Origin of the sequence: Neobacillus soli NBRC 102451 (genome assembly GCF_001591665.1) — a bacterium.
GTDB classification, from domain to species: domain Bacteria; phylum Bacillota; class Bacilli; order Bacillales; family Cytobacillaceae; genus Neobacillus; species Neobacillus soli.
This window is the reverse complement of record NZ_BCVI01000027.1, coordinates 51,761-74,477: the sequence shown is the minus strand read 5'-3', so window position 1 is coordinate 74,477 and position 22,717 is coordinate 51,761. Positions and strand designations below refer to the sequence as shown.

At 39.6% G+C, this 22,717-nt stretch carries 24 protein-coding genes and 1 other annotated feature (1 of these 25 only partly in view); all 24 genes read right to left on the bottom strand.

Annotated elements, in window-relative coordinates; translation table 11 throughout:
- Positions 1–167 (bottom strand) — a binding site (T-box leader) (it extends 75 nt beyond the left edge of the window).
- A gap of 50 nt (positions 168–217) precedes the next feature.
- Positions 218–733, bottom strand: coding sequence for a DivIVA domain-containing protein (locus BSO02S_RS10635; protein ID WP_066066573.1), 516 nt, complete (start codon positions 731–733; stop codon positions 218–220).
- A gap of 83 nt (positions 734–816) precedes the next feature.
- A complete protein-coding gene (locus BSO02S_RS10630) occupies positions 817–1,590 on the bottom strand; it encodes a YlmH family RNA-binding protein (RefSeq protein WP_066066570.1) in 774 nt (257 codons plus the stop codon).
- Between the two features lie 30 nt (positions 1,591–1,620).
- A complete protein-coding gene (locus BSO02S_RS10625) occupies positions 1,621–1,884 on the bottom strand; it encodes a YggT family protein (protein WP_066066568.1) in 264 nt (87 codons plus the stop codon).
- A 4-nt stretch (positions 1,885–1,888) separates the two neighbouring features.
- Positions 1,889–2,341 (bottom strand): cell division protein SepF, encoded by a 453-nt coding sequence (locus BSO02S_RS10620; protein WP_066066566.1) that lies wholly within the window; start codon positions 2,339–2,341, stop codon positions 1,889–1,891.
- 11 nt (positions 2,342–2,352) lie between these two features.
- Positions 2,353–3,030 carry a YggS family pyridoxal phosphate-dependent enzyme gene (locus BSO02S_RS10615; protein ID WP_066066563.1) on the bottom strand — a complete coding sequence of 226 codons (678 nt, stop codon included), beginning with the start codon at positions 3,028–3,030 and terminating at the stop codon, positions 2,353–2,355.
- Positions 3,027–3,857 carry a peptidoglycan editing factor PgeF gene (pgeF, locus tag BSO02S_RS10610; protein ID WP_066066558.1) on the bottom strand — a complete coding sequence of 277 codons (831 nt, stop codon included), beginning with the start codon at positions 3,855–3,857 and terminating at the stop codon, positions 3,027–3,029. The genes BSO02S_RS10615 and pgeF overlap by 4 nt, the downstream gene beginning before the upstream one ends.
- 257 nt (positions 3,858–4,114) lie before the next feature.
- On the bottom strand, positions 4,115–4,384 hold the full coding sequence (locus BSO02S_RS10605) for a YlmC/YmxH family sporulation protein (protein WP_066066557.1): 270 nt from the start codon (positions 4,382–4,384) through the stop codon (positions 4,115–4,117).
- A 94-nt stretch (positions 4,385–4,478) separates the two neighbouring features.
- Positions 4,479–5,258 carry an RNA polymerase sporulation sigma factor SigG gene (gene sigG / locus BSO02S_RS10600; protein ID WP_066066554.1) on the bottom strand — a complete coding sequence of 260 codons (780 nt, stop codon included), beginning with the start codon at positions 5,256–5,258 and terminating at the stop codon, positions 4,479–4,481.
- 170 nt (positions 5,259–5,428) lie between these two features.
- Complete coding sequence (gene sigE / locus BSO02S_RS10595) at positions 5,429–6,148, bottom strand: RNA polymerase sporulation sigma factor SigE (protein WP_066066553.1); 720 nt, start codon at positions 6,146–6,148, stop codon at positions 5,429–5,431.
- Between the two features lie 44 nt (positions 6,149–6,192).
- Positions 6,193–7,131: a sigma-E processing peptidase SpoIIGA gene (gene spoIIGA / locus BSO02S_RS10590; protein ID WP_066066551.1), complete on the bottom strand. Its 939-nt coding sequence runs from the start codon at positions 7,129–7,131 to the stop codon at positions 6,193–6,195.
- Positions 7,132–7,353: 222 nt separating this feature from the next.
- Positions 7,354–8,493: a cell division protein FtsZ gene (ftsZ, locus tag BSO02S_RS10585; RefSeq protein ID WP_066066548.1), complete on the bottom strand. Its 1,140-nt coding sequence runs from the start codon at positions 8,491–8,493 to the stop codon at positions 7,354–7,356.
- Between the two features lie 39 nt (positions 8,494–8,532).
- Positions 8,533–9,825 carry a cell division protein FtsA gene (gene ftsA / locus BSO02S_RS10580; RefSeq protein WP_066066545.1) on the bottom strand — a complete coding sequence of 431 codons (1,293 nt, stop codon included), beginning with the start codon at positions 9,823–9,825 and terminating at the stop codon, positions 8,533–8,535.
- A 122-nt stretch (positions 9,826–9,947) separates the two neighbouring features.
- On the bottom strand, positions 9,948–10,310 hold the full coding sequence (locus tag BSO02S_RS10575) for a small basic family protein (RefSeq protein ID WP_066066542.1): 363 nt from the start codon (positions 10,308–10,310) through the stop codon (positions 9,948–9,950).
- Positions 10,310–11,041 (bottom strand): DUF881 domain-containing protein, encoded by a 732-nt coding sequence (locus tag BSO02S_RS10570; protein ID WP_066066537.1) that lies wholly within the window; start codon positions 11,039–11,041, stop codon positions 10,310–10,312. The genes BSO02S_RS10575 and BSO02S_RS10570 overlap by 1 nt, the downstream gene beginning before the upstream one ends.
- A gap of 52 nt (positions 11,042–11,093) precedes the next feature.
- On the bottom strand, positions 11,094–11,792 hold the full coding sequence (locus BSO02S_RS10565) for a DUF881 domain-containing protein (protein WP_066066629.1): 699 nt from the start codon (positions 11,790–11,792) through the stop codon (positions 11,094–11,096).
- Positions 11,779–12,570 (bottom strand): cell division protein FtsQ/DivIB, encoded by a 792-nt coding sequence (locus BSO02S_RS10560; RefSeq protein ID WP_066066535.1) that lies wholly within the window; start codon positions 12,568–12,570, stop codon positions 11,779–11,781. The genes BSO02S_RS10565 and BSO02S_RS10560 overlap by 14 nt, the downstream gene beginning before the upstream one ends.
- A 204-nt stretch (positions 12,571–12,774) precedes the next feature.
- The gene (murB, locus tag BSO02S_RS10555) at positions 12,775–13,683 is read right to left on the bottom strand and encodes a UDP-N-acetylmuramate dehydrogenase (RefSeq protein WP_066066534.1); all 909 of its coding nucleotides are present in this window, start codon (positions 13,681–13,683) and stop codon (positions 12,775–12,777) included.
- A gap of 62 nt (positions 13,684–13,745) precedes the next feature.
- Complete coding sequence (gene murG, locus BSO02S_RS10550; RefSeq protein ID WP_066066529.1) at positions 13,746–14,849, bottom strand: undecaprenyldiphospho-muramoylpentapeptide beta-N-acetylglucosaminyltransferase; 1,104 nt, start codon at positions 14,847–14,849, stop codon at positions 13,746–13,748.
- Positions 14,850–15,011: 162 nt separating this feature from the next.
- Positions 15,012–16,112, bottom strand: coding sequence for a stage V sporulation protein E (gene spoVE, locus BSO02S_RS10545; RefSeq protein WP_066066526.1), 1,101 nt, complete (start codon positions 16,110–16,112; stop codon positions 15,012–15,014).
- A gap of 139 nt (positions 16,113–16,251) precedes the next feature.
- Positions 16,252–17,604 (bottom strand): UDP-N-acetylmuramoyl-L-alanine--D-glutamate ligase, encoded by a 1,353-nt coding sequence (murD, locus tag BSO02S_RS10540; protein ID WP_066066523.1) that lies wholly within the window; start codon positions 17,602–17,604, stop codon positions 16,252–16,254.
- Entirely contained in the window at positions 17,605–18,579 is a 975-nt protein-coding gene (gene mraY, locus BSO02S_RS10535; protein ID WP_066066522.1) for a phospho-N-acetylmuramoyl-pentapeptide-transferase, read from the bottom strand.
- Position 18,580: 1 nt separating this feature from the next.
- Entirely contained in the window at positions 18,581–19,030 is a 450-nt protein-coding gene (locus BSO02S_RS10530) for a hypothetical protein (protein ID WP_066066521.1), read from the bottom strand.
- Between the two features lie 2 nt (positions 19,031–19,032).
- On the bottom strand, positions 19,033–20,496 hold the full coding sequence (locus tag BSO02S_RS10525; protein WP_066066518.1) for a UDP-N-acetylmuramoyl-L-alanyl-D-glutamate--2,6-diaminopimelate ligase: 1,464 nt from the start codon (positions 20,494–20,496) through the stop codon (positions 19,033–19,035).
- A gap of 193 nt (positions 20,497–20,689) precedes the next feature.
- Positions 20,690–22,609 carry a stage V sporulation protein D gene (locus BSO02S_RS10520; protein WP_066066516.1) on the bottom strand — a complete coding sequence of 640 codons (1,920 nt, stop codon included), beginning with the start codon at positions 22,607–22,609 and terminating at the stop codon, positions 20,690–20,692.
- Between the last annotated feature and the right edge of the window lie 108 nt (positions 22,610–22,717).

The window sequence follows — 22,717 nt, the reverse complement described above, 5'->3', positions numbered from 1 at the left end:
CATTCGTAACGTGAATAATACGCCACAGCCTACTAGCCTTTAAAAGGAGGTTCGACCTGGAACTCGAGGGTGATTTTCCAACTTTTCAGCTTTACCAGGCTTTCACCATCCCCGGCTCGCTTCAAAAAGCTTTAGAAAAATTGTACTTTCCCTTTCATCGTCATTGTCCATTCTATACTACTTGTTAAAAAATTATATGCTAATTTTGCGTCATTCGTCAAGCCAATGAATCTTCTTCTTGATGAATTTTCAATTCAGTTGCATCGACTTCATATTCTAATAGATGGTCCCAATCATCCGTATTCAACATATCAAGCTGGGCTTCAATCAACATTTTAAACCGAGTTCTAAATACTTTCGATTGCTTCTTTAAATCTTCGATTTCAAGCGCAATCTTTCGTGCCTTAGAAAGAGATTCATTGACAATTCGGTCGGCATTTTTCTCCGCTTCTCTAATAATCAGCTTTGCTTCCTTTTGGGCAGTACGTTTTACATCTTCGCCCGCTTCCTGAGCAATGATGATGGATTTGTTAAGTGTGTCTTCAATATTCACAAAATGTCCAAGACGGTCTTTCATCTCGTTTAAGCGTTCTTCTATTTCTTTTTTCTCTCTTAGCACTAATTCATAATCCTTAATGACCTGATCGAGAAATTCGTTTACTTCATCTTCATCGTAGCCACGAAAACCCTTATTAAACTCTTTATTATGAATATCCAACGGCGTTAACGGCATGATGCCACCTCCATACAATCTCTACTTCTTTATGTATAAACAAATATTCGACAAGTTTTTCGAAAATCCTGCCTACCTTGTAATTATTTTTGCCTTCCGATGTTAATTCGCCATTTTTCTTTTTTTGTTTTTCCGTCAATCCCCATTATTTTTGCCCTGCCATGTCCTCTAATAGAAATCATATCACCAACTCCGCACTCAAATGAAGGATTTTCGATTAATGTCCAATTTACCTTCACAAGTCCCTGTTGGATATGGAGCTGTGCTTTTTGCCGGGATAAATGATGAATACCTGAAATAACAGTATCCAGACGTAAAGAGGATACTGTTATTTCATTTTCTTCCCATGATTCTTTCGCGGAAAGGGCATTTTCGTGGGCAACCTCAACTAATTTCACGCCTGCCCTGCCGATGGATTCTAGATTGCTTTTTATATAGTCACTTACTTCCTTAGCTGCGAAAAATTGAATTTCACTGTCCTTAATAAGGATATCACCAAATTTCCCCCGTGTTAGCCCTAAAGACATCAGTGTCCCTAAAACCTGCCGATGTTCGATTGTCACAAATTTTGTGGGATAATGAATTTCAAAGAGACTGATTTGAAATTCCTCAGCGGAAACTGTTAAATAATCAGGGATGATTAATGCCCTTTTTCGTTCCACATCAAGACTGCCGCCAAAAAGCTTATAATTCACATCACCATTTTCACCAATTAACAGTTTAAGAATATGCTGTTCCCTTGGATCAAGAAAATCAGTTAGTTTAGGAGTATATTGTGTCTCCACATAATTTTTCCAATGGAGAACTTGGTCGATAAATTCCCGTTCTTCCGGGCGGAAATGCTGATAAATGTTCATTTTTCAAAACACAACCCACTATCTGTATTCTTAACTAAGCCACTGATATACACTATATAGCCCCATGCTTGCACCCTTAAGAACTAAAAAGCCAACAATTGGAGAAATATCAATCATACCAAGCGGTGGAATCACTTTTCTAAATTGCTCTAAATATGGTTCACAAATTCTGGCTAAGAATTGACCAATCGATGACTCACGCGCATTAGGAAACCATGACATTAAAATGTATATAATTAACGCCCACGAATAAATCTGAATTAACTGCTGTAATAGGTTAAACACAAAAACCATTTAATTACCACCTTGTATTTTGATTATCATGGCCAGGAATAAGATCCGAAATATTCCCCGAAACTTCTACATTTTCAGGAGTACATAAAAAAATACTTAATCCAATTTTTTGAATGTCCCCGCCAATTGCATACACAGCCCCACTTAAGAAGTCGACTATTTGTCGGCCTTGTTCGCTATCAATGCTCTGCAGGTTCACCACAACCGCACGGCGGCTTTTTAAATGGTCAGCAATATCCGTTGACTCTGAGTAAGAACGCGGTTCAACTAATATAACCTTTGATGACTTTGCTGGACTCGTTGACTTTGGCACACTTTGCAAACTGACAACATTTTGGCTTTTCAGAGTTTGTTGCTTTTGTTTTACCGGTTCAACTGCTTCTATAAAATCATCATTGTTATCATCATATTCATCATCTAAAAAGAAAAATGTTTTTAATTTCGATTTAATTGTCATTATTTTCTCTCCTAACCAGCTTCACCGACAAGCGCCGTACCAATTCTTACCATAGTTGCTCCTTCTTCAATTGCAATCGAATAATCATTTGACATTCCCATCGATAACTCCGTACAAGGGGCAAAATCCCAGTTCATGTCTTGGACTTGATCACGTAGTACTCTTAATTTGCGAAAACAAGCACGAACTAAGTGTTCATCATCCGATAATGGAGCCATTGTCATTAAACCCTCAATGATAATATTCTCAAAAGAATGGAGCGATTTTATAAACACAAGCGCTTCTTCAGGTGTTAACCCGTGCTTTGATTCTTCACCAGAAACATTGACTTGGACGAGACATTTTATCTTATGTCCTGCCCGTTTATTGATTTCTTCAGCCAGTGAAATTCGGTCCAGCGAATGAATATATTCAACTTTATCAATAATATTTTTTACCTTGCGTGTCTGGAGCGTACCAATAAAATGCCAGCTGGGCTTGTCCTGTAATACCTCCCACTTTTCAAGGAGCCCCTCATCACGATTTTCGCCTAAATCAAAGATACCAGCTTCAAGCGCTTCATTTGCTCTTTCAGTACTCACATATTTCGTGACGGCAATCAATGTAACTTCTTCCGGGCTCCGATTTACTTTCATGCATGCTTCATTTATTTGCTTTCTTATTAGTTCAAGATTTGATGCTACCTTCATAAATGGTCCGCCTTCTCCTTCCAGCCAATAAAGCTTAACATTCTCCCTGCCCGCCCTTCTGCACGGCGATGGGAAAAAAACTCCTTTTTATCGCAGCTAGTACAAAATCCTGTAGATAGGATATTCCCATCCGGGACACCAGCACTCAGAAGAATTTTCCTATTTAATTCACGTAAATCTAACGAATATTGACCTTCTTTTATTAAATTATATGGTAACATTCCGCCATCTTCTAGTGTATTTTCGACTAAATCAATGACACGCTTATCAACAATATAACATTTTTCACAAATAGATGGTCCGATTACGACAAAAATTTGTTCTGGAGTAATTCCTTCTTCGCCCCACGCGGTGACCATTCGCTTGGCAATTTGCCCGACGGTTCCTTTCCAGCCGGCATGTGCTGCTCCAATCATCCTCGATTCCGGAGCAATAAAAAAAAGAGGGACACAGTCAGCGAAGCAAAGTGTTAACAGGATACCCTCTTCATTTGTATAAAAACCATCTGTACCTTTAAAGGAATCGTTATAAGAACTGGATCCTTTTCCACGATCCTCTATTGTAATCTTTTTAAGGACAGTATCATGTGTTTGTTCTGCCCCGACCCAAGCGTTTAAAGGGAACTTCAACAATTCAGAAACTGTTTCACGATTCGAACAAACATTGTCTGCAACGTCTCCAACATGAAAGCCAAGGTTAAGGGTTTCGAATTCCCCTATGCTTTTCCCGCCATTTTTGGTCGTCATCCCTGCAGTTAACCCGGGATATTGCCGCGTCCAGCTTTCAATTGTAAAAAATGACTGATTTTTTAAAACAAAGGGTTCCATTTTCTTTACCTCTTATGTTTTTCTTTTTATCAAAATTTATATCATTGGACTTTGAGTAATGTCCAGCTCCAGCGCCCTAGCGGCTAGTGTCCTTCGCTCTCCGCCCTACGATAAGTCAAGCACGGATGCGCTCCGCTCTCCGTGTTTCCTTTATCTCAGTTGGAGCGCTCCAGGCCATACGCCGCTGACCAGGGCGCTTGCGCTTTTCTAATTAGTTTACCATGAAAAGAAAAAATGGTCACCGCAAATATCAATGGTTACACCTTTGCTTCACTGGATAATCTTTCTTCACTTCCTTTATATCTTACCAAAATCACGTCCTGGCCAATTTTAATGATATTTTTCCAAGGAATCACAACATCATCATCTTTTCCAAAAAAGCCAAGCACCCTGCCGCTGCCGCTAATTACGACCGCTTCAATTTTTCCTGTCGTTAAATTAATTTCAATATCACCAATATTGCCAAGTCTCTTTCCATCAGATACATTCACAACATCTTTTATTTGAAATTCAGAAATTTTCACCATCATCACTCACTCCCGATTTCATTACTATAGTAAATATATGATGGCTCTCATCATTTTAGTAAAAATAAAATAAAGCTGTCCGGGTTGGACAGCTTTAACTTTGAATATTTTTATTCATTTGTTTTATGGCCGCTTTTTCTAGACGTGAAACCTGTGCTTGGGATATCCCGATTTCATCCGCGACTTCCATTTGTGTTTTTCCTTGAAAAAACCGTTTCCGTAATATTAATTTTTCACGTTCATTTAATCTGCGCATGCCTTCTTTTAAAGCAATTTCTTCAATCCAATGGATATCTTTACTTTTCTCATCGCTTAATTGGTCGACAACATAAATGGGATCGCCGCCATCATTATAAATCGGCTCAAATAGGGACACTGGATCCTGAATGGCATCAAGGGCAAAAACAATCTCTTCATGCGGTACTTCCAGGACCTTGGCGATTTCTTGTGCAGTCGGTTCACGAGAGGTTTCGCTCATTAACCGCTCCCTTACCTGCAGGGCCTTATAAGCAATATCCCTTAAGGATCGTGATACACGAATTGGGTTATTATCACGTAAATAACGTCGTATTTCTCCAATAATCATTGGTACGGCATAAGTGGAAAACTTTACATTTTGACCTAAGTCAAAGTTATCAATCGATTTCATTAGTCCAATACAGCCGACCTGAAACAGATCGTCAACAAACTCGCCCCTATTGTTAAACCGCTGAATGACACTTAATACGAGTCGTAAATTACCGTTGACGAGCTTTTCTCTGGCAGATATATCGCCCTCTTGCATTTGCCTGAAGAGAATTCTCATTTCTTCGTTTTTTAATACAGGAAGTTTTGCTGTGTCCACACCGCAAATTTCAACTTTATTTCGAGTCAATCCTTTTCCCTCCTCACAGGAGCTGCTGTACAAAAAACAGTATTTCCTAGGGAAGGAAAAATATGCACCTGTCCATGATGAAGGACCGTTCTAAAATGTCGAAAAATGCAATTAGGCAAGGTAGAATCTAGCGTTTTTTTTGTAGAAAAAAATTTTTCTATTTTAGGTAATCACACCATTTTATTAAATTCTTTTCTTAACCTTTTTATGATCCTTTTTTCTAATCGTGAAATGTAGGATTGCGAAATACCAAGCATGTCAGCGACATCTTTTTGGGTTTTTTCTTCACCATTTGTTAAACCGAACCGAAGCTCCATAATCTGCTTTTCACGCTCAGAAAGCTGATGCAATGCCTTTGTCAAAAGTTTCCTGTCCACGTTTGCCTCTAAGTCCTTCGTAATAATGTCATCATCCGTTCCCAAAACATCAGATAATAATAGCTCGTTCCCATCCCAATCAATGTTTAATGGTTCATCAAAGGACACTTCTGATCTTATTTTATTATTTCGTCGTAAGTACATGAGGATCTCGTTTTCAATACATCTTGATGCATATGTAGCTAGTTTAATTTTTTTCTCTGGGTTAAAAGTGTTGACGGCTTTAATTAATCCAATTGTTCCAATACTTATTAAATCCTCGATATTAATACCGGTGTTTTCAAATTTCCTAGCGATGTAAACAACGAGGCGAAGATTTCGCTCAATTAAAATCGACCTTGCTGCCTTATCACCGTCAGGCAGTTTTTTTAATAACATCTCTTCTTCATCTTTGTTCAAAGGAGGCGGTAATGCTTCGCTTCCACCAATATAATAAACTTCATCCGCTTTAAGACCCAATTTTATTAATATTTTATACCAGTAGTAGGAAAGGCGAAGTCTCCATTTTTTCATGTATGTTCCTCCTTCTAAAATATGTTTTTCTGAGTATAGTATTACTAACTCACCTTCACAGTCTCACCTTGCTGCTTGTGCCCCGTCAGCATCTTCGGATGAACAATACATTGAAAAGCATCATCAGCCGAAAGCTGCTTGGCTGTAAAGGACACCAGACCCTTTTCACATAGATATTGAGTACCGTTATGTTCGATCAATATGTTATCGGGTTTTACGGCAATAATGAGCTGATGCTCTTGTCCCACCACACGAAATGGAATTATTTTTAGCCTGCTTTGCCATTCTTCAGGAAATTCTTTATTACCCAGCAAGAATGGTTCCGGGTCTGCCGCAATCTTTCTTATTGACTCCGGGATAGTCCCCATTTGGTTTTTGATTGAGACAAACATAACAGGTAACTTTGTTAAAGGATCATAAAGTTGATTTCCGCTATCCACCAATCCTTTGAAAGTAAAGGTTTCATTATCAATATTGAGTTTTACATTAACAATTTGGTCAAATAAAATTTTGGTCATTTCCATACTTTCCACATTTTTTCTTGAGAAGTGCCATGCAACTGGAAAGCCAATCAGAACGAATAGCCAACTAATCGGATCACCAAATCCTTCGACACTGGACTTTAGAACCTTTATCGTTAACACGGAATCATATTGAATAAAATAATGGGTACCCATTATTGCCCCACCGATTAAAAATGTCGACACATAGAACGTCGTTAACGCTTTAATGAAAAAAGTCAGCCGCTTGAATCCAAAGGCTATTAACACCATCATGATTGAAAAGATAAGTTTTGAAATGGGATGACTTGAATAGACATTTAATGGTGTAAACGATAATAAAATAATCAATGAGCCAATAAATCCCCCAGCTACTATTCTCCATAATTTTATTTTTCTTTTTAGAAAAATAGCTGTTAAGTAAAGGAGAAGGCTATCAAATAACAGATTAAGAGCCCAAATCACATCTAAATAAACGGTCAAGTGAGTTTCCCCCTATTAATCGTCCAGCCCAAGTTAGCAAGGCGCTTCCTCTTTTCCTTTCTGTTTACGAAAAAGTATAACCTACTTACATAGCTGAAGTGTGTCACTTTCTGTAATCAAAAAATCAGAAATTTTCACTATTCTTGTCATATGTAAAAAGGAATTAACATAAAAAGGGCATGACCCGTATGGATCATGCCCTTTTTATGTTTATAAGAATAATTATCTTCTTCTATTTCGGTTGCGTAAGAAGGTTGGAATATCTAATGTTTCTTCTTGGGAAGTATTTGTATTGGAACTGCGAGCAGGCTCTTGATGAACTTCTTCTCGCTTTTGCTCTCTCTTTACATTATTAATTGGAGTCTTCGCCTGTCCAAATGTCGGCCTATTTACTTTAGGCTGTATTACTTCCTCATTAAAGCCAGTAGCAATGACCGTAACAATGATTTCATCCTTAAGATTCTCATTAATCACAGAACCAAAGATCATGTTTACCTCTTGGTCAGACGCCGTTGCTACGATATCAGCCGCTTCTTGAACCTCGTAAAGACTTAAATTTGAGCCTCCAGTAATATTCATAAGCACACCCTGTGCCCCATCGATGGAGGTTTCTAATAATGGTGAATTAATGGCTTTCTTTGCTGCCTCTGCTGCACGATTATCACCTGCAGCAACACCAATACCCATTAACGCAGACCCTTTATTAGACATTATCGTTTTAACATCAGCAAAATCAAGGTTAATTAATCCGGGGGTGGCAATTAAATCAGAAATCCCTTGTACCCCTTGACGGAGAACATTGTCTGCTTCACGGAAAGCTTCTAACATTGGAGTACTTTTATCAACAATTTCAAGAAGTCGGTCATTAGGAATGACAATTAGTGTATCAACCGCTTCTTTCATCGAACCGATTCCACCTGAAGCCTGATTTGAACGCTTCTTACCTTCAAATGTGAATGGCCGGGTAACAACCCCTACAGTCAATGCGCCTAAATCACGGGCAATTTGAGCGATTACTGGTGCTGCTCCAGTACCTGTTCCGCCGCCCATCCCTGCGGTCACAAATACCATATCTGCACCGCTCAGTGCCGCTTCAAGCTGTTCCTTACTTTCTTCCGCAGCCCTTTTACCAACATCTGGATTAGCTCCAGCTCCAAGACCACGGGTAAGCTTCGCACCAATCTGCATCTTAATTTCTGCTTTAGACAGATTCAATGCTTGTGCATCAGTATTAACTGCGATAAATTCAACGCCTTGAACGCCATGTTCAATCATACGGTTTACTGCATTATTACCACCGCCGCCAACTCCGATTACTTTTATTGTTGCAAGAGAATCTAAATTTGTATCAAATTCTAACATGACAATCCTCCTAATTCGCTGCTTCCTTTTCGATTATACCTATTCGAAAAAGTAACCAAGGAATTTTTTTACTTTTGATGACATCTTTTCTTCCGGATGTTTTTCTACTTTTGCCTTTGGTTGATGTTGTTTTGGCACTCTCTTTTCAACTGGCTCGGCTATCGTTGAGGAGCTAACCGTTCCACCTGGTAATCTAGCATTCTTGTAAGCATATTTAATTAAGCCGACCGCTGTTGTATATTGAGGCTCTCTCACGCCAATATAATCAGGGACAGCAATTCGTACTCGATTTTGTAAAATAACCTGGGCAAGCTCCAATACACCCTGCATATTGGCAATTCCGCCAGTTAATACATACCCGCCAGGAAGGTCGCTTAGGCCCATTCGTTTCATTTCATGTAATACTAGTTCAAAAATTTCTTCCATTCTAGCTTCAATAATATCAGAGATTTCAAGCTGATTGAATTGCTGGTGCTGGTCACTGCCGATGATTGGAACACTGAAGACTTCATCTTCTGAGGCATCATCATAGAATGCATGTCCATGTTTAATCTTTATTTTTTCGGCATCCTCTGTAGAGGTCCGTAAACCAACGGATAAATCCTTTGTGATATAGTCTCCGCCAATAGGAATTACACTGGTCTGCGTGATAAATCCTTCTTCGAAAACAGCGATCGTTGTTGACCCGCCGCCAAGATCAATTAGGGCAACACCGAGGTTTTTTTCATCCTTCGATAATGCATAATCCCCTGCAGCCAGCGGTTGTAAAACGATGTCTACAATTTCAAGACCCGCACGTTCAACACAGCGAAGTGTATTAATAATAATGGATTTAGATCCCGTAATCAATGTACCATCCATTTCTAAGCGTACACCAATCATACCTCGGGGGTCATTAATCTCATCTTTACCATCCAAGACGAATTGTTTTCGAATAACGCCAATATTCTCTCTTTCAGGAGCAATAGAGCCTGCATGAGATGCTTCAATGACACGAATGACATCCTCATTCGTAATCTCACGGTTTTGGCTGGAAACAGCAACAATACCGTGACAGTGCTGAAGCATTACATTGTTCCCTGAAATCCCGACCACGACGTCTCTTATTTCCAACCCAATCATTCTTTCTGCTTGCTCGATCGCTCTTCTAATAGAATGAACGGTGTCGTCCATGTCGACAATCGACCCTTTACGTAATCCTTCAGATTGCACGTTGCCTACACCTATTATATTTAATGAGTCTTTGCCCGAGTCATTGACCATTTCACCAATGATAACTTTTACACTGGATGTACCGATGTCAAGACTAACATATATTTCATTGCTGTTCATTCTTTGGCACCTCCTTTAGATTTCCTTAACTCGAACAACAATTAATTTTTTTGTTCAATAAAAGTAACTAGCCATATCATATAAAATTATTCGTCACAACTACATATTTCCCTTTAAAATTTTCAACTTTTTTCTAATTTTTCTTTTCTAGTTGACCATTTTGTCAATAAAATTCGACGAATTACGGCAATATTTTGAAACAACCTGACACCAAACGCAAAAACTGCCGCTAAATATAAGTCTACACCAAGATGAACACCGAGAAAAGCTAAACTTGCAGCAAGTATTATATTAAAAAAGAATCCCGAAACAAATACCTTTTCGTCATAAATATTTTGCAAGTTAGCCCTAATTCCCCCGAAAAGTGTGTCGAATGCCGCTAATACAGCAATCGACAAATAATTGGAATATTCTTCAGGAATGCGGATTTCTGTTAATAATCCTAGAATGATTCCAATGATTAATCCCACGAACGGAAGCCACATTAGGAATCGCCTCCTTCTTTTATCGGCTCCAGATAGCGGATCCGCATTGGATTATCATAGGCTGGTACCGTTATATTCGGATTTGGTGCTGAGACAGAAAGTCGTAGATTTTCGATGAAAAATTCTTCGATAGCTTTGGATACTTTCATTCGATTAGATAATTTTTCAGCACTACTAATATCATCTACGCCCACTCTAACCTCTACTGGCAAACTCTTAATTGTATGCCCATCGATTTTTGTTTCCTGATTGATATCCCGAATCACAGTCGTATTAATAATTCTTTGGCCATCAATCGCCACATATTTCGCTTCAAACATATTTAACTCATTCAGTAATCTTTTTAGGAGTTCTGGTGAAACGACCTTAGTAACAGGAGCCCCTAGCTTAATATCCTCAATTACTGGCTCAATTTGTAACGTTATTCCAGGTCCAGCTATTTCGGTCAATCCCGCTTCTATCTTTAATTCCTGTAACGTATCCCTTAATGCTTGTTCTTTGCTTTGTTTCCTTTTCGATTCATAGGCGGAGAGTTTTTCTTCATTTGAACGAATTTCACTTAATAAATTTGACTGTAGCTCCTTCTCCTTAAGAAGCGCTTCACGAAGCTGCCAAACATCTCGTGTATCACGCTCAATAGGCTTCTTCACAGTTTGGAACTGGATAGCAATCATGAACCCGACCAAGACTGCTATCAGTGTAAAACTCACATTCATTTTTTGCTTGTCCACTTTTTTCACCTAACCTTTAAATTCATCCTTCGTGGACACTTTTCCCAATTACTTAACTCCCTAATACGGGATTTAGAGTAATTTCATTATCTTTTTCTAATGTAAATACAATGTTATCGTTGACAAGCTGATCCTTAACCCCACCGGTAAGGTTTAATGAAGATGACAGGACATCCGGATCTCCAATTGCAGAAATAATAAATGGGGCGGGGTGGGGAATCCCGTCAACGGTAATTACTGGTCCATTACAAACAATATAAGATTGGCTCGTTAGTCTTTGCCCATTGATTGCCACCGCTTCAGCTCCAGAAATATATAGTTCATTCACTACTTTAAACACATGGTGTTCATGGACAAGATAGTTGTTAATATTCTTTTCTTTCGGGTCATATGCACCGTCAATAAGAGAAATCTTAACCCCTTTTCCGCTTACCTTCACCTTACCTAAAAACATCCGATATTTTTCGGCATCCTCGGCAAGATTAAGGAAAACTTGCGTTTCCTTTGATAAGTTTTTTTCATTTTTAAGAACTTTTTCTTGTTTCTTATTTAGGTCCCTTTGAAGCATACGATTGGTCTCCTCTTGTGCAATTAATTGATTTCTCAATACAAGAGTCTTTTCCCATAGCTTATCAGATACATTGGGTTTCTTTTGCTTATTTTCCATTTGTGTCAGGTGATAGGAGAACGCAATCATAAACCCCAGTACAAGGCAGACTAGGGACAAAATAACATGTTTACCCCTCACCATTATCTTCCTCAACTTTTTTGTCCTCCACTTCCGTTTCAAAAGCCTTAAAATATGAACCTACTTCTAGGTCGATAATACCTTTTTTTGCAGGGTCTAATTGGCTGATAATTGAGGGATAATGCACCATTTTTTCTGAAAAGCTTCTTAATGTGGCACTTACCTCGAAGCCATCATTCATAAATAAGGAAACATGATATTGATCGGTTTTTGTCGGAGTAAAATGAATTTCAGAGATGGAGTTTAGAATTTCACTAGGAAGCTCTTCTAACCCTTTGACCATTTCATTTAAGGCAGAACCTTCTTTGAATTCAAATAGAATCGGAAAATTCACGGGGATATTTTCAGCTTGTCTATTTTTGAGAATTTTAGCATTGTCCATTACCGGAAAGTATTTATTGTCTTGGTTAATGTAGGCAATTCGTTTATGTTCAATAACATGTATGACAATCGTGTTCGGCCATTGTATCTTCACATCTGCCTTTTTCACTTCAGATAATTGCTGCAATTTAAGGGCAACAACACTTTTCTTTACCTTCCAAATATTTGTATTATTTGAAAGGCCGCTATAATTTCGTAATTCAACCTTTGAATACACTTCATTTCCTTTAATAGTAATCGTCTTCACCTGACTTAACGGTGATTGTGAATAAGCAACAACAACAATCATTGTAAAAAATAGCAGTAGCAGGAGCACAAGACGTCTATTTGCTTTTCGTCGTCTTTGCTCCTTTAGCTTTGGAATACGGTCCTCAAGAGCAACAATTTTACCTTTTTCCATTCATTATTCCTCCACTAAAAGCAGTTGCTCGAAAATAGTAATACCAACATGTCCAAAATTCAGGTAGTGGGTGCTCGAAAAGAGAAACAACGGCACGAAAACTCATGCCGTCACTCATTTACTTTCGAGCTGCCACCTATTATATTATCAGTAATTATAACACAAAATTTGTCATTCGTAAGAAATTTCTCATAAGAAAATTTTCTATTTTCTGCCAACGATTTCAACTTCGGTTTCCATTTTTATTTCATATAAACTGTAAATGGTATCCTTTACATGTTGAATTAATGCCAGTACATCTTCTGCGCTGGCATTCCCAGCATTCACAATAAAATTCCCATGCATTTCTGAAATTTTTGCCCCGCCAATACTGAACCCCTTTAAACCAGCCACCTCTATTAACCTGCCTGCGTAATTCGGGAGCGGATTTCGGAAGATACTACCCGCACATGGAAAATTCCATGGCTGTGTATCCTTTCGATAATCCTTGTTTTTTAGCATTTGTGAAACAATGGCAGACTTTTCACCCTCACAAAGCTTGAAGGTTGCTTCCACAACAATCCCCGGGCGCTTTTTCTGTAAGACGGATGTTCTGTAGGAGAACTCCAATTCTTCGTTGGTAAGCCACTTCATTGTTCCATCATCAAATAATATGTGGGCCGCTGTTACGATTTTGCTAATATCTGACCCATGTGCACCCGCGTTCATATAAACAGCCCCACCGACAGACCCTGGGATTCCACTGGCAAACTCAAGCCCGGCCAGCCCCTTTTTGCTTATTTGTGTTGCTAAGCTTATCAGAGAATGACCGCCGCCAACAGTAATTTCTGTACCATTAATCTTAAGTTCATCGATTCCATTACTAAGCTTTATGACCGCACCTTCAATCCCTTTGTCAGAGACTAAAAGATTTGACCCCCTGCCAATCGCCCGCCAATTTAGGCGATTTTTCTTTACAACTGCCATTACCTTTTTTAAACCTTCGACTGATGAAGGTTCAATAAAAAGATCAGCAGGACCACCTATTTTGATTGTGGTGTGATGGGCTAGCGGTTCCTTTATTTTTACCTTTCCAATATTTAAATTCTGTAATTCCATTGCTATTACGTCCATAATTACCACCCTGACTTTCCAAAAATAAGTTAATTTCAGTTTATGCTGCAAATGAAATTGGGCTACTTCTGATTTCCTTTTACAAGCTGGCCCATTAATAAATAAAGTCTGCTCGCTGCATCTGGAACACCTATTTTTTTGGACTTTCGTTTCATTTCCTTTAGGTTCTCGTTATCCAAGAGAATTCGATCGATATTAGTAACAAGACTTTTACCATTCAAATCTTTTTCCAAAACCAGTTCTGCCGCTCCATGTTCACTTAACGACCTCGCGTTTTTTTCCTGATGATTATTCGTTACATAGGGACTTGGAACAAGAATGCTGGGAATTCCAAGTGATGTGATTTCTGCTAACGTTGTTGCACCTGCTCTTGAAACAACTAAATCGATGCCGGCAAGGACCTCTGGCATATTATGAATAAATGGTTTTATCACGACATTTTTTGGACTTCCAACCAACTCAGCTTCCTTTTTGACATCCTCGTAATGAACGTCGCCAGTAATATAAAGAACCTGATAGGGTTTTTCAGCCAGTTCCGACAAGGCTTTAACAACGGCTTCATTGATGGGTCTAGCACCACGGCTGCCGCCAAAGATTAACACAGCTGGCATTGTTGTACTAAGGCCCGCTGAAAGCCGGCCCTGTATTCCATCCCTGCCAATCACCTCAGAAGCCCGTGGATTTCCCGTAAAAACCACCTTTTCTGCGGGAAAGTATTCTTTCGCCTCTTCAAAACAAATGGCAATTTTATTAACATAACGGCTTAAAAATTTATTAGTTAAACCTGGGACGCTATTTTGTTCATGAATAATTGTTGGTACACGGAGCTTAGCAGCTGCATAAACAACAGGGCCACAAACATATCCTCCTGTTCCGATGACAATATCCGGCTTAAATTCTTTTAAAATTGTTTTACTATCTTTTACCCCTTTTAAAAATCGAAATACGGTTTTTACATTCTCAAAGGAAAGTTTTCTTTTAAAACCAGTAATATGGATGGATTTGAATGCAATATTTTCACGGGGAACAATTTTGCTCTCCAAACCATTCAGTGTACCTATGTATAAAAACTCCGCATCTTTGTTCTCTTTTTGAATTTCTCTAATTAGTGCGAGCGCAGGATATATATGTCCGCCAGTCCCACCGCCGCTTACGACTATTTTCATTTTTCCACCTCATTAACAATTTAACACTCAGATTGCATACCTATCTTACTATAAAAATACACGAAAAAAAGCAAATGAAAAAAGAATGTTATCTAAATGTAAAGATATGAACAAAATTATTCCTATTAAAACAAAAAAACCCTGTCATAAACAGGGTATACTTCAATATCTTGAATATCGGCTAATATTAAGGAGAACACCGATAGCCATTAACATTAAGGTCAACGAGGAGCCCCCATAGCTTAAAAATGGCAATGTAATACCCGTTACTGGCATTAATCCTGTGACAACACCGATATTAATCATTACTTGAATAGCCACCATAGCAATAATACCGACGGCAAGAAAACTTCCATATAAATCAGGAGCACCTAATGCGATGCGAATCCCTCTCCATAATAATAGCGCAAACAAGAGCAGGATGAAAGAACCACCAATGAATCCAAGTTCCTCAGAAAGAATGGCAAAGATAAAATCGGTTTGCGGTTCCGGTAAGTAAAAAAACTTTTGCCTGCTTTCGCCAAGTCCCAGCCCGAATAATCCGCCAGGACCAATTGCAAATAACGATTGAATAATTTGAAAACCACTTTTCTGGGGGTCCGACCAAGGATCTAGAAAAGAAGTGATCCGCGCAATTCGATACGGGGCGGATACAATTAAGCCGACAAACCCGGCTACTCCCAATAGTCCTAAAAAAGCAAAATGACTAATCCGTGCACCAGCAATGAAAATCATCACAACGCAGGTTCCCATCATAACTGTTCCAGTGCCTAAATCAGGTTGAAGCATGATCATTGCAAAGGCTATAAATGCAAGACCTAATGAAGGGACAAGACCTTTTCTAAAAGAAGTAATCAACTTTTGCCGTTCAGAAAGATATTTTGCCAAAAATGCGATCATCGCCAGCTTCATAAATTCTGAGGGCTGAATAGAAAATGCTCCAACACCAATCCAGCTTCTAGATCCATTTCGCTCATTTCCGATTCCGGGAATCAACACAAGAATTAATAATACAAAACAGACAATGATTATTGTCTTCGACCAAGTTCTCCACGTCCAGTAGTTGATATTCATAATAAAAAACATGGCAGCAATTCCAACTCCGGCAAAGAGGGTTTGCCTTTTGGCAAAGAAAAAGGAATCATTAAATTTATGTTCAGCCCAAATCGCACTTGCACTATAGACCATAATCAGACCGATTGCCAGCAGCGTAAATGTTACAATCATTAAAATGAAATCAGGCGTTGTTCTCTTTGTCGGCACCGCTATACACCTCAACCACGAGTTTTAGGGCTTATTATCAGAAGTATTAAGCTAATCTTCGATAATTCTCCAGCACAAGCAGCCCAGCGGCTAGTATCCTTTGCCGCTATCCGGGCGCTTCCGCATTTCGTACAAGCCCTTACTTAAGCTTATGCACCGAACTAATAAAAATGTCTCCCCTGACTTCAAAAGTTTTATATTGATCCCAGCTGGCACATGCAGGGGATAACAGAATGATGTCACCTGATTCCGAGTATTGATAAGCAGCGGGCACGGCCTTGTCAACATTATCGACACGCTCAATTATTTTTATTCCTGCTTCGGCCCCAACCCGCTCAATTTTTGGTGCTGTCTGCCCAAACGTAATCATAGCTTTTACATTTTTAAGATACGGAATGAGTTCGTCAAATTCATTGCCCCGATCCAACCCTCCTGCAAGCAGGATGATCGGTGCTTCAAAGGCAGCCAATGCCTTAATGGTTGCCAAGGAATTCGTCGCCTTTGAGTCATTATAAAATTTTCTTCCATCGATTTCAGTCACATATTGCAGGCGGTGCCTGACACCAGTAAAGGTTCGCAATACCTCTTGTATAGCACTGTTATCCACACCAGAAAGTTTTGCTGCAGCCATAGCCGATAAAATATTTTCTAGATTATGGACGCCTGGTAAGGCTATGTTTTCAATTGGCATTATCTTTTCATGATTAAAGCAAATCCAGCCATCACTAATATAAGCACCCTCAGTCATCTCTATCTTTGTGGAAAAAGGGATGATGGCAGCCTTGGAGTGACCAGCGATTTCAAATGTTTCTTTCTGATCCGCATTGACGATTAAATATTCCAGCTCTGTCTGGTTTTTTGTAATATTCGCCTTTGCTTTAATATATTCCTCTCTTGTCCCATGGTAATCCAAATGGGCTTCATAAAGGTTTGTGATAATGGCAATTTTGGGATTAAAGGTTTCGATTCCCATCAGCTGGAATGAAGATAATTCGATAACAATCGTATTGTCCTTTGTTGCTTCCTCGGCAACACCTGATGCGACCGTTCCGATATTACCGGCGATTAGCGGCTGCTTATTATCTTCTCGTAACATTTCATAGACTAATGTTGTTGTTGTTGTTTTTCCGTTTGTTCCCGTTATCGCAATAAATGGAGCTTCCGAAACCTGATAAGCAAGCTCCACTTCAGTAATTACTGGGATTCCCTTTTCAAAAGCCCCTGTGACCATCGGGTTGTTATAAGGAATCCCTGGGTTTTTTACAATCAGCTCGAACCCTTCATCAAGCAGCTCTACGGGATGATCACCACAAATTACTTTAATCCCCTGCTCTAATAACCCTTGAGCCTCTGGATTTTCTGAAAATGGCTTTTTATCGTTGACCGTAACAAATGCGCCAAGCTTATGCAGGAGCGCGGCTGCCGTTACACCGCTTTTTGCCAAACCAAGGACAAGAATTTTTTTATGACTAAAAGAGTTTATCTGCTTCAATTACAACCACACCTCAATATAGATTCCAAGTATCGCGAGTATGAGTCCAACACTCCAAAAAGTGACGACCACTCTCCATTCTGACCAGCCTGCTAATTCATAATGATGATGCAAGGGACTCATTCGGAAGATCCGTTTACCAGTCGTTTTAAAAGAAGCGACTTGTAAAATAACCGAGAGGGTCTCGATGACAAATACTCCGCCAATTATAATAAGTATAATTTCAAGCTTGGTCAGAATGGCAATAGCCGCAATCGCCCCACCAAGCGCAAGCGACCCCGTATCTCCCATAAAGACCTTAGCGGGATGGGCATTAAACACCAAGAACCCTAAGACTGCGCCAACAACAGCAACAGAGAATATCGCAATTTCCATCTGTGATTGATTCCAAGCAAGTACAGCAAATGCCCCAAAGGCAATAGCCGCTGTACCTGACAGCAAACCGTCTAGCCCATCCGTTAAGTTCACCGCATTTGAAAAGCCTACAAGCCAGAAAATGATGAAAAATACGAAAAACCAGCCTAAATCAAATGAGTAATCGGTAAATGGGAGACTAACATCGGTCGAGAATCCCTGTTTCTTATAGATTAAATAAAAGATAATTGAAATAATAATTTGACCTAATAGTTTTTGTTTTGAAGTCAATCCTAAATTTCGTTTTAAGGCAACTTTGATAAAGTCGTCTAGAAAACCAAGCAATCCAAAACCTAGTGTTACTAGTAGAAGCAAATATGTCTTGACAGTCGGTTCGGAAAACTTCCCCGTCATAACGATTGTGGTAATCACAATCGAAAACAAAATCATTACTCCGCCCATTGTCGGTGTGCCCGTTTTTTTCAGATGTGATTTCGGACCTTCTTCACGAATGCTTTGTCCAAATTTCAACCTTCTTAAGAAGGGAATAAATAGTGGAGAAAGTAAAACCGAAATAAGAAAGCCCATTATGATTGTGAAAAAGATAACTTGCTCCAGCATTTTATCCCCTCCTTTCATTAGCAATATCAGATTTATTTGTTACCTTTTTTAACATCACAGCTATATCATATGTCTCTTTATTTTTATTAAGAAGTTTTTTTTGTGTAAATTTAAAGTTAGTTATCTCCATTTTCTCGTCTGTTTCTCCATCTATTTTTTCATTATATAAATTTAACAGGTTTCTTATTGCAACTGCAGGATCATTTGTAAAAAATATTGGGAAATGGTTCGGTGTATATTGAGGGACCCTGTTTTCCTGATCCCAAATGGCTGCGATTGCTCCATTTGCAATTGCTTCTGAAAGTTCCCCGGATTCCTCAGTTAATCGAATAAACAATCCTTTGGGCTGCACAACATTTGCTTGGTCTGTAACCGTATAATACACCATATCATCCTCGATGCCCTGTCTATCCGCAAACAAACTTGCCAAGTCTTTAAACGCTAAATACATACCTATCTCCCTTCAATTGCTGCCCGAGCCACAAGCCGATCATCAAAATCGTGAACGACACTGCCAATAATTTGATAGGTTTCATGTCCCTTACCGGCAATTAGGATCACATCACCTTCTGAAGCCTGACGGATTGCCGTTTCAATCGCGGCTTTTCGATCAGGAATTAATTGGTAGGTTTGACCCGCTACCCCAGCCTCCATTTCCTTCAATATGACTAACGGATCTTCACTTCTTGGATTATCTGAAGTAAGAATAGGATTAGTCGCGTATTGGCAGGCAATTTGGGCCATTAATGGGCGCTTTGAACGGTCCCGATCCCCGCCGCAGCCAACGATGACAAAAACTTTTTTCTTTGCGAAATGCTGAATCGTTTTTAATACATTTTCTAGACTATCTGGTGTATGTGCATAGTCAACAATTACGGTGAAGTCCTGTCCTGCATTAACTAACTCAAACCGCCCCGCTACCCCTTGGACGTTTTCAATCGATTGGATGATTTCGTTAATTGCTATTCCAGAAACAAGGGAGGCTGCAATACTTGCTAATACATTATATACACTGAATTTCCCGATAAATTGCATTTGGATTGGATAGTTAACAGCGCCGACGACAAGATCAAAATTGGTACCTGAGGCAGTCATTTGAATGTTTTCCGCCTGAATATCGGCCTTCTTGTCAATCCCGTATGTAACAATATGTGCTGCTGCCGTTGACCTTCTATACATTTCTGTTGCAGAGTCATCTGCATTTAGGACGGCAAATTTTGGGTTATGATGATCAAATGTATTACCAAGCTGGGCAAACAACAAACCCTTAGCCCGTTTATATTCATCCATTGTTTTGTGATAATCTAAATGGTCTTGCGATAAATTAGTGAAAACAGCAATATCAAAATCGCACCCATGGACCCTGCCGAGGTCTAAAGCATGCGAGGAAACCTCCATGACCGCTAAATCGACACTTGCCTCTACCATTTGCTTAAAGGTCTTTTGAAGGGTCAGGCTTTCTGGTGTTGTGTTCTTCGTTTCCATCACCTTGTCAGCTATTTTTGTATACATCGTGCCAATCAGACCTGTTTTTTGACCTGCATCTGCAAATATTTTTTCAATCAAATGACTTGTAGTTGTTTTTCCGTTCGTCCCTGTAATACCAATCAAATGCAGCTTTTTCGTAGGCTGCTCGTAAAAGCTATCAGCGAGCACAGCCATCGCTCTAGTTGTGTCCTTGACAATAATGACAGGTACAGCAAGATCTAACGGACGTTCTGCAAGTATTGCAACGGCTCCATTTTTTACAGCTGATTCCGCAAAATCATGGCCATCCACTGTGTAACCTTTAATACAAATAAATAAGCTCCCTTTTTGCACCTTTCGATTATCATTATCAATCGAAGTAATTTCCGGGTTTTCCCCCTTAAAAGGAATTAATGGATGCAATGATCTTAGCAGCTTTTCAAGCTTCATTTTAACTCAAATCCTCTCATGACTGTTCATGCCCATTTACCAGTAACCATCTCATAAAGTCTTCTAACGAAAGTTCCATCTTATTTTACATTAAAATATTTCATTTTGCTATTTAGTTAGCTAAGGTTTTAAAAAATTATAGGCGGCGGAAAATATTCCGGCCGCCCTTATGATGACATCATTCACTTACTTGTTAGTCCCCTTTACCGAAGTAAAGCCAAACCTTCGAGCCCTCTTTTACTTTTGTTCCAGGCTCTGGTGACTGCCTAACAACGACATCCCCTTCACCGCTCACTTCCGCTTTTAAGTTTAGAAGCTGGTCCATAAGCTCAGTCTTTGTTAATCCTGCAAAATCAGGAAGTTTAATTAATGGAGATTCAGGATATCTTAATTCTTTTTCAATTTGACCTTTCCGTGGTTCTACCCCCATCGCATTTAGACCATCTCTCATAATACTGCCAACGATTGGGGCGGTAATGGTACCCCCAAATGCCGTAACTCCCTTTGGATTATCAACGGCCACATAAACAACAATCTGCGGATCATCTGCAGGGGCAAAGCCAATAAACGACACAATAAAGTTATTTTCTAAATATCTTCCGTTTTGCGCCTTTTGTGCCGTTCCGGTTTTACCGCCTATTCGAAAGGAATCAACAAATGCATTTCTACCAGTCCCTAGGGCAACAACACTCTCAAGCGCATGGCGAACTTCCTTCGAAGTTGCCTCAGAAATGACCCTTCTTTTTTCAACCGGAGAATTTCTCATCACAATTTCTTTTGTAACGGGGTCGATTAGCTCCTTTGCAATAAACGGTTTGTATAAATTTCCGCCATTGACTGCCGCTGACACAGCCGCTACCTGCTGGATTGGCGTAACGGATACACCCTGTCCAAAGGCCGTTGTTGCTTGTTCCACAGGGCCAACCCGGGCCAGATTAAATAATATCCCCGTTCCTTCCCCCTGCAAATCAATGCCTGTCTTTTGACCAAACCCAAAGTCCTTTATATATTTAAAAAGCTTTTCTTTGCCTAATCGCTCACCTAATTCCACAAACCCAGGGTTACAGGAGTTTTCGACCACTTCTAAAAAAGTCTCTGACCCATGGCCGCCCCTTTTCCAGCATTTTAATCTTGCACCAGCTACCTGAACATAACCTGGGTCATGAAAATGATCTTTTTCTAAATCTACTTTTTTTTCTTCCAGTGCTGCTGCGAGGGTAATGATTTTAAAGGTAGATCCCGGCTCATAGGTCGACCATACAGGAAGGTTCCGGTTATAAACCTCCTGTGGAACATTCCGGAAGTTAGCCGGATCAAAAGTCGGCCGGCTCGACATCGCTAAAATTTCACCATTATTTGGGTTCATCGCAATCGCAATAATCCCGTCAGGATTATATTTTGCCTCAGCAATATCGAGTTCTCTTTCCACGATGGTTTGTATTTTTGAATCGATGGTCAGTTTTAAATCAAGGCCGTTAGTAGGAGGCTCGTAATCATCGGCCATGCTTTTCATTCTCTGCCCTTTAGCATCCGCGTAAAATTTAACCGCTCCACGTTCACCACTTAACTCTTTATCATAAAATTGCTCTAGCCCCATCAAACCCTGGTTGTCCACCCCAGTAAACCCAAGCACATGGGAAAGATAACTCCCATTTGGATAATGTCTCTTGGAGTCTTCACCAATATAGACCCCCTTAAGACCGAGAGCTCTGATTTCTTTTGCTTTTTCATGGGAAATTTTTCTCCCTTCCTTAATCCGAACAGAAGAAGCACTTTTTGTAACCTCTCGATATGCTTTCTCTTTTGGCATATTTAACACGGTGGCCAGCTTCTCTGCCGTTGCTGCCGGATCTTTTACTTGTCTTGGAATAACATAAACAGTTGGCGCACTAATATTTGTTGCTAACGGGATCCCATTACGGTCAACAATTTGTCCGCGCTCAGGTTCAAAGGGGATATTTCGACTCCAGGAATCCCTAGCCCCTTTAGTCAGCCAATCACCAAGAACAAATTGGACATAGCCCAGCCGCACATCAATAACTATGAAGGTTAGTATTCCAATGAATAGGGCAATCATTAATCGTTTTCGGACAGTAACATTAGAAACACGCATAGTATGAACGATTCCTCCTTTTCTATCGTTCAATTTATATGCTTGTACTTTTTCACCTAGAACAATTCCGTCAAGAATGCAAAGGAAAAATCCCACCTAAATGGCGGG

What these genes read in the sequence shown, in the direction of transcription:
- BSO02S_RS10635 (WP_066066573.1), bottom strand. Translation starts at nt 733, where the DNA reads ATGCCGTTAACGCCGTTGGATATTCATAATAAAGAGTTTAATAAGGGT.
- BSO02S_RS10630 (WP_066066570.1), bottom strand. Translation starts at nt 1,590, where the DNA reads ATGAACATTTATCAGCATTTCCGCCCGGAAGAACGGGAATTTATCGAC.
- BSO02S_RS10625 (WP_066066568.1), bottom strand. Translation starts at nt 1,884, where the DNA reads ATGGTTTTTGTGTTTAACCTATTACAGCAGTTAATTCAGATTTATTCG.
- BSO02S_RS10620 (WP_066066566.1), bottom strand. Translation starts at nt 2,341, where the DNA reads ATGACAATTAAATCGAAATTAAAAACATTTTTCTTTTTAGATGATGAA.
- BSO02S_RS10615 (WP_066066563.1), bottom strand. Translation starts at nt 3,030, where the DNA reads ATGAAGGTAGCATCAAATCTTGAACTAATAAGAAAGCAAATAAATGAA.
- pgeF (WP_066066558.1), bottom strand. Translation starts at nt 3,857, where the DNA reads ATGGAACCCTTTGTTTTAAAAAATCAGTCATTTTTTACAATTGAAAGC.
- BSO02S_RS10605 (WP_066066557.1), bottom strand. Translation starts at nt 4,384, where the DNA reads ATGGTGAAAATTTCTGAATTTCAAATAAAAGATGTTGTGAATGTATCT.
- sigE (WP_066066553.1), bottom strand. Translation starts at nt 6,148, where the DNA reads ATGAAAAAATGGAGACTTCGCCTTTCCTACTACTGGTATAAAATATTA.
- ftsZ (WP_066066548.1), bottom strand. Translation starts at nt 8,493, where the DNA reads ATGTTAGAATTTGATACAAATTTAGATTCTCTTGCAACAATAAAAGTA.
- ftsA (WP_066066545.1), bottom strand. Translation starts at nt 9,825, where the DNA reads ATGAACAGCAATGAAATATATGTTAGTCTTGACATCGGTACATCCAGT.
- BSO02S_RS10575 (WP_066066542.1), bottom strand. Translation starts at nt 10,310, where the DNA reads ATGTGGCTTCCGTTCGTGGGATTAATCATTGGAATCATTCTAGGATTA.
- BSO02S_RS10565 (WP_066066629.1), bottom strand. Translation starts at nt 11,792, where the DNA reads ATGGTGAGGGGTAAACATGTTATTTTGTCCCTAGTCTGCCTTGTACTG.
- BSO02S_RS10560 (WP_066066535.1), bottom strand. Translation starts at nt 12,570, where the DNA reads ATGGAAAAAGGTAAAATTGTTGCTCTTGAGGACCGTATTCCAAAGCTA.
- murB (WP_066066534.1), bottom strand. Translation starts at nt 13,683, where the DNA reads ATGGACGTAATAGCAATGGAATTACAGAATTTAAATATTGGAAAGGTA.
- murG (WP_066066529.1), bottom strand. Translation starts at nt 14,849, where the DNA reads ATGAAAATAGTCGTAAGCGGCGGTGGGACTGGCGGACATATATATCCT.
- mraY (WP_066066522.1), bottom strand. Translation starts at nt 18,579, where the DNA reads ATGCTGGAGCAAGTTATCTTTTTCACAATCATAATGGGCTTTCTTATT.
- BSO02S_RS10530 (WP_066066521.1), bottom strand. Translation starts at nt 19,030, where the DNA reads ATGTATTTAGCGTTTAAAGACTTGGCAAGTTTGTTTGCGGATAGACAG.
- BSO02S_RS10525 (WP_066066518.1), bottom strand. Translation starts at nt 20,496, where the DNA reads ATGAAGCTTGAAAAGCTGCTAAGATCATTGCATCCATTAATTCCTTTT.
- BSO02S_RS10520 (WP_066066516.1), bottom strand. Translation starts at nt 22,609, where the DNA reads ATGCGTGTTTCTAATGTTACTGTCCGAAAACGATTAATGATTGCCCTA.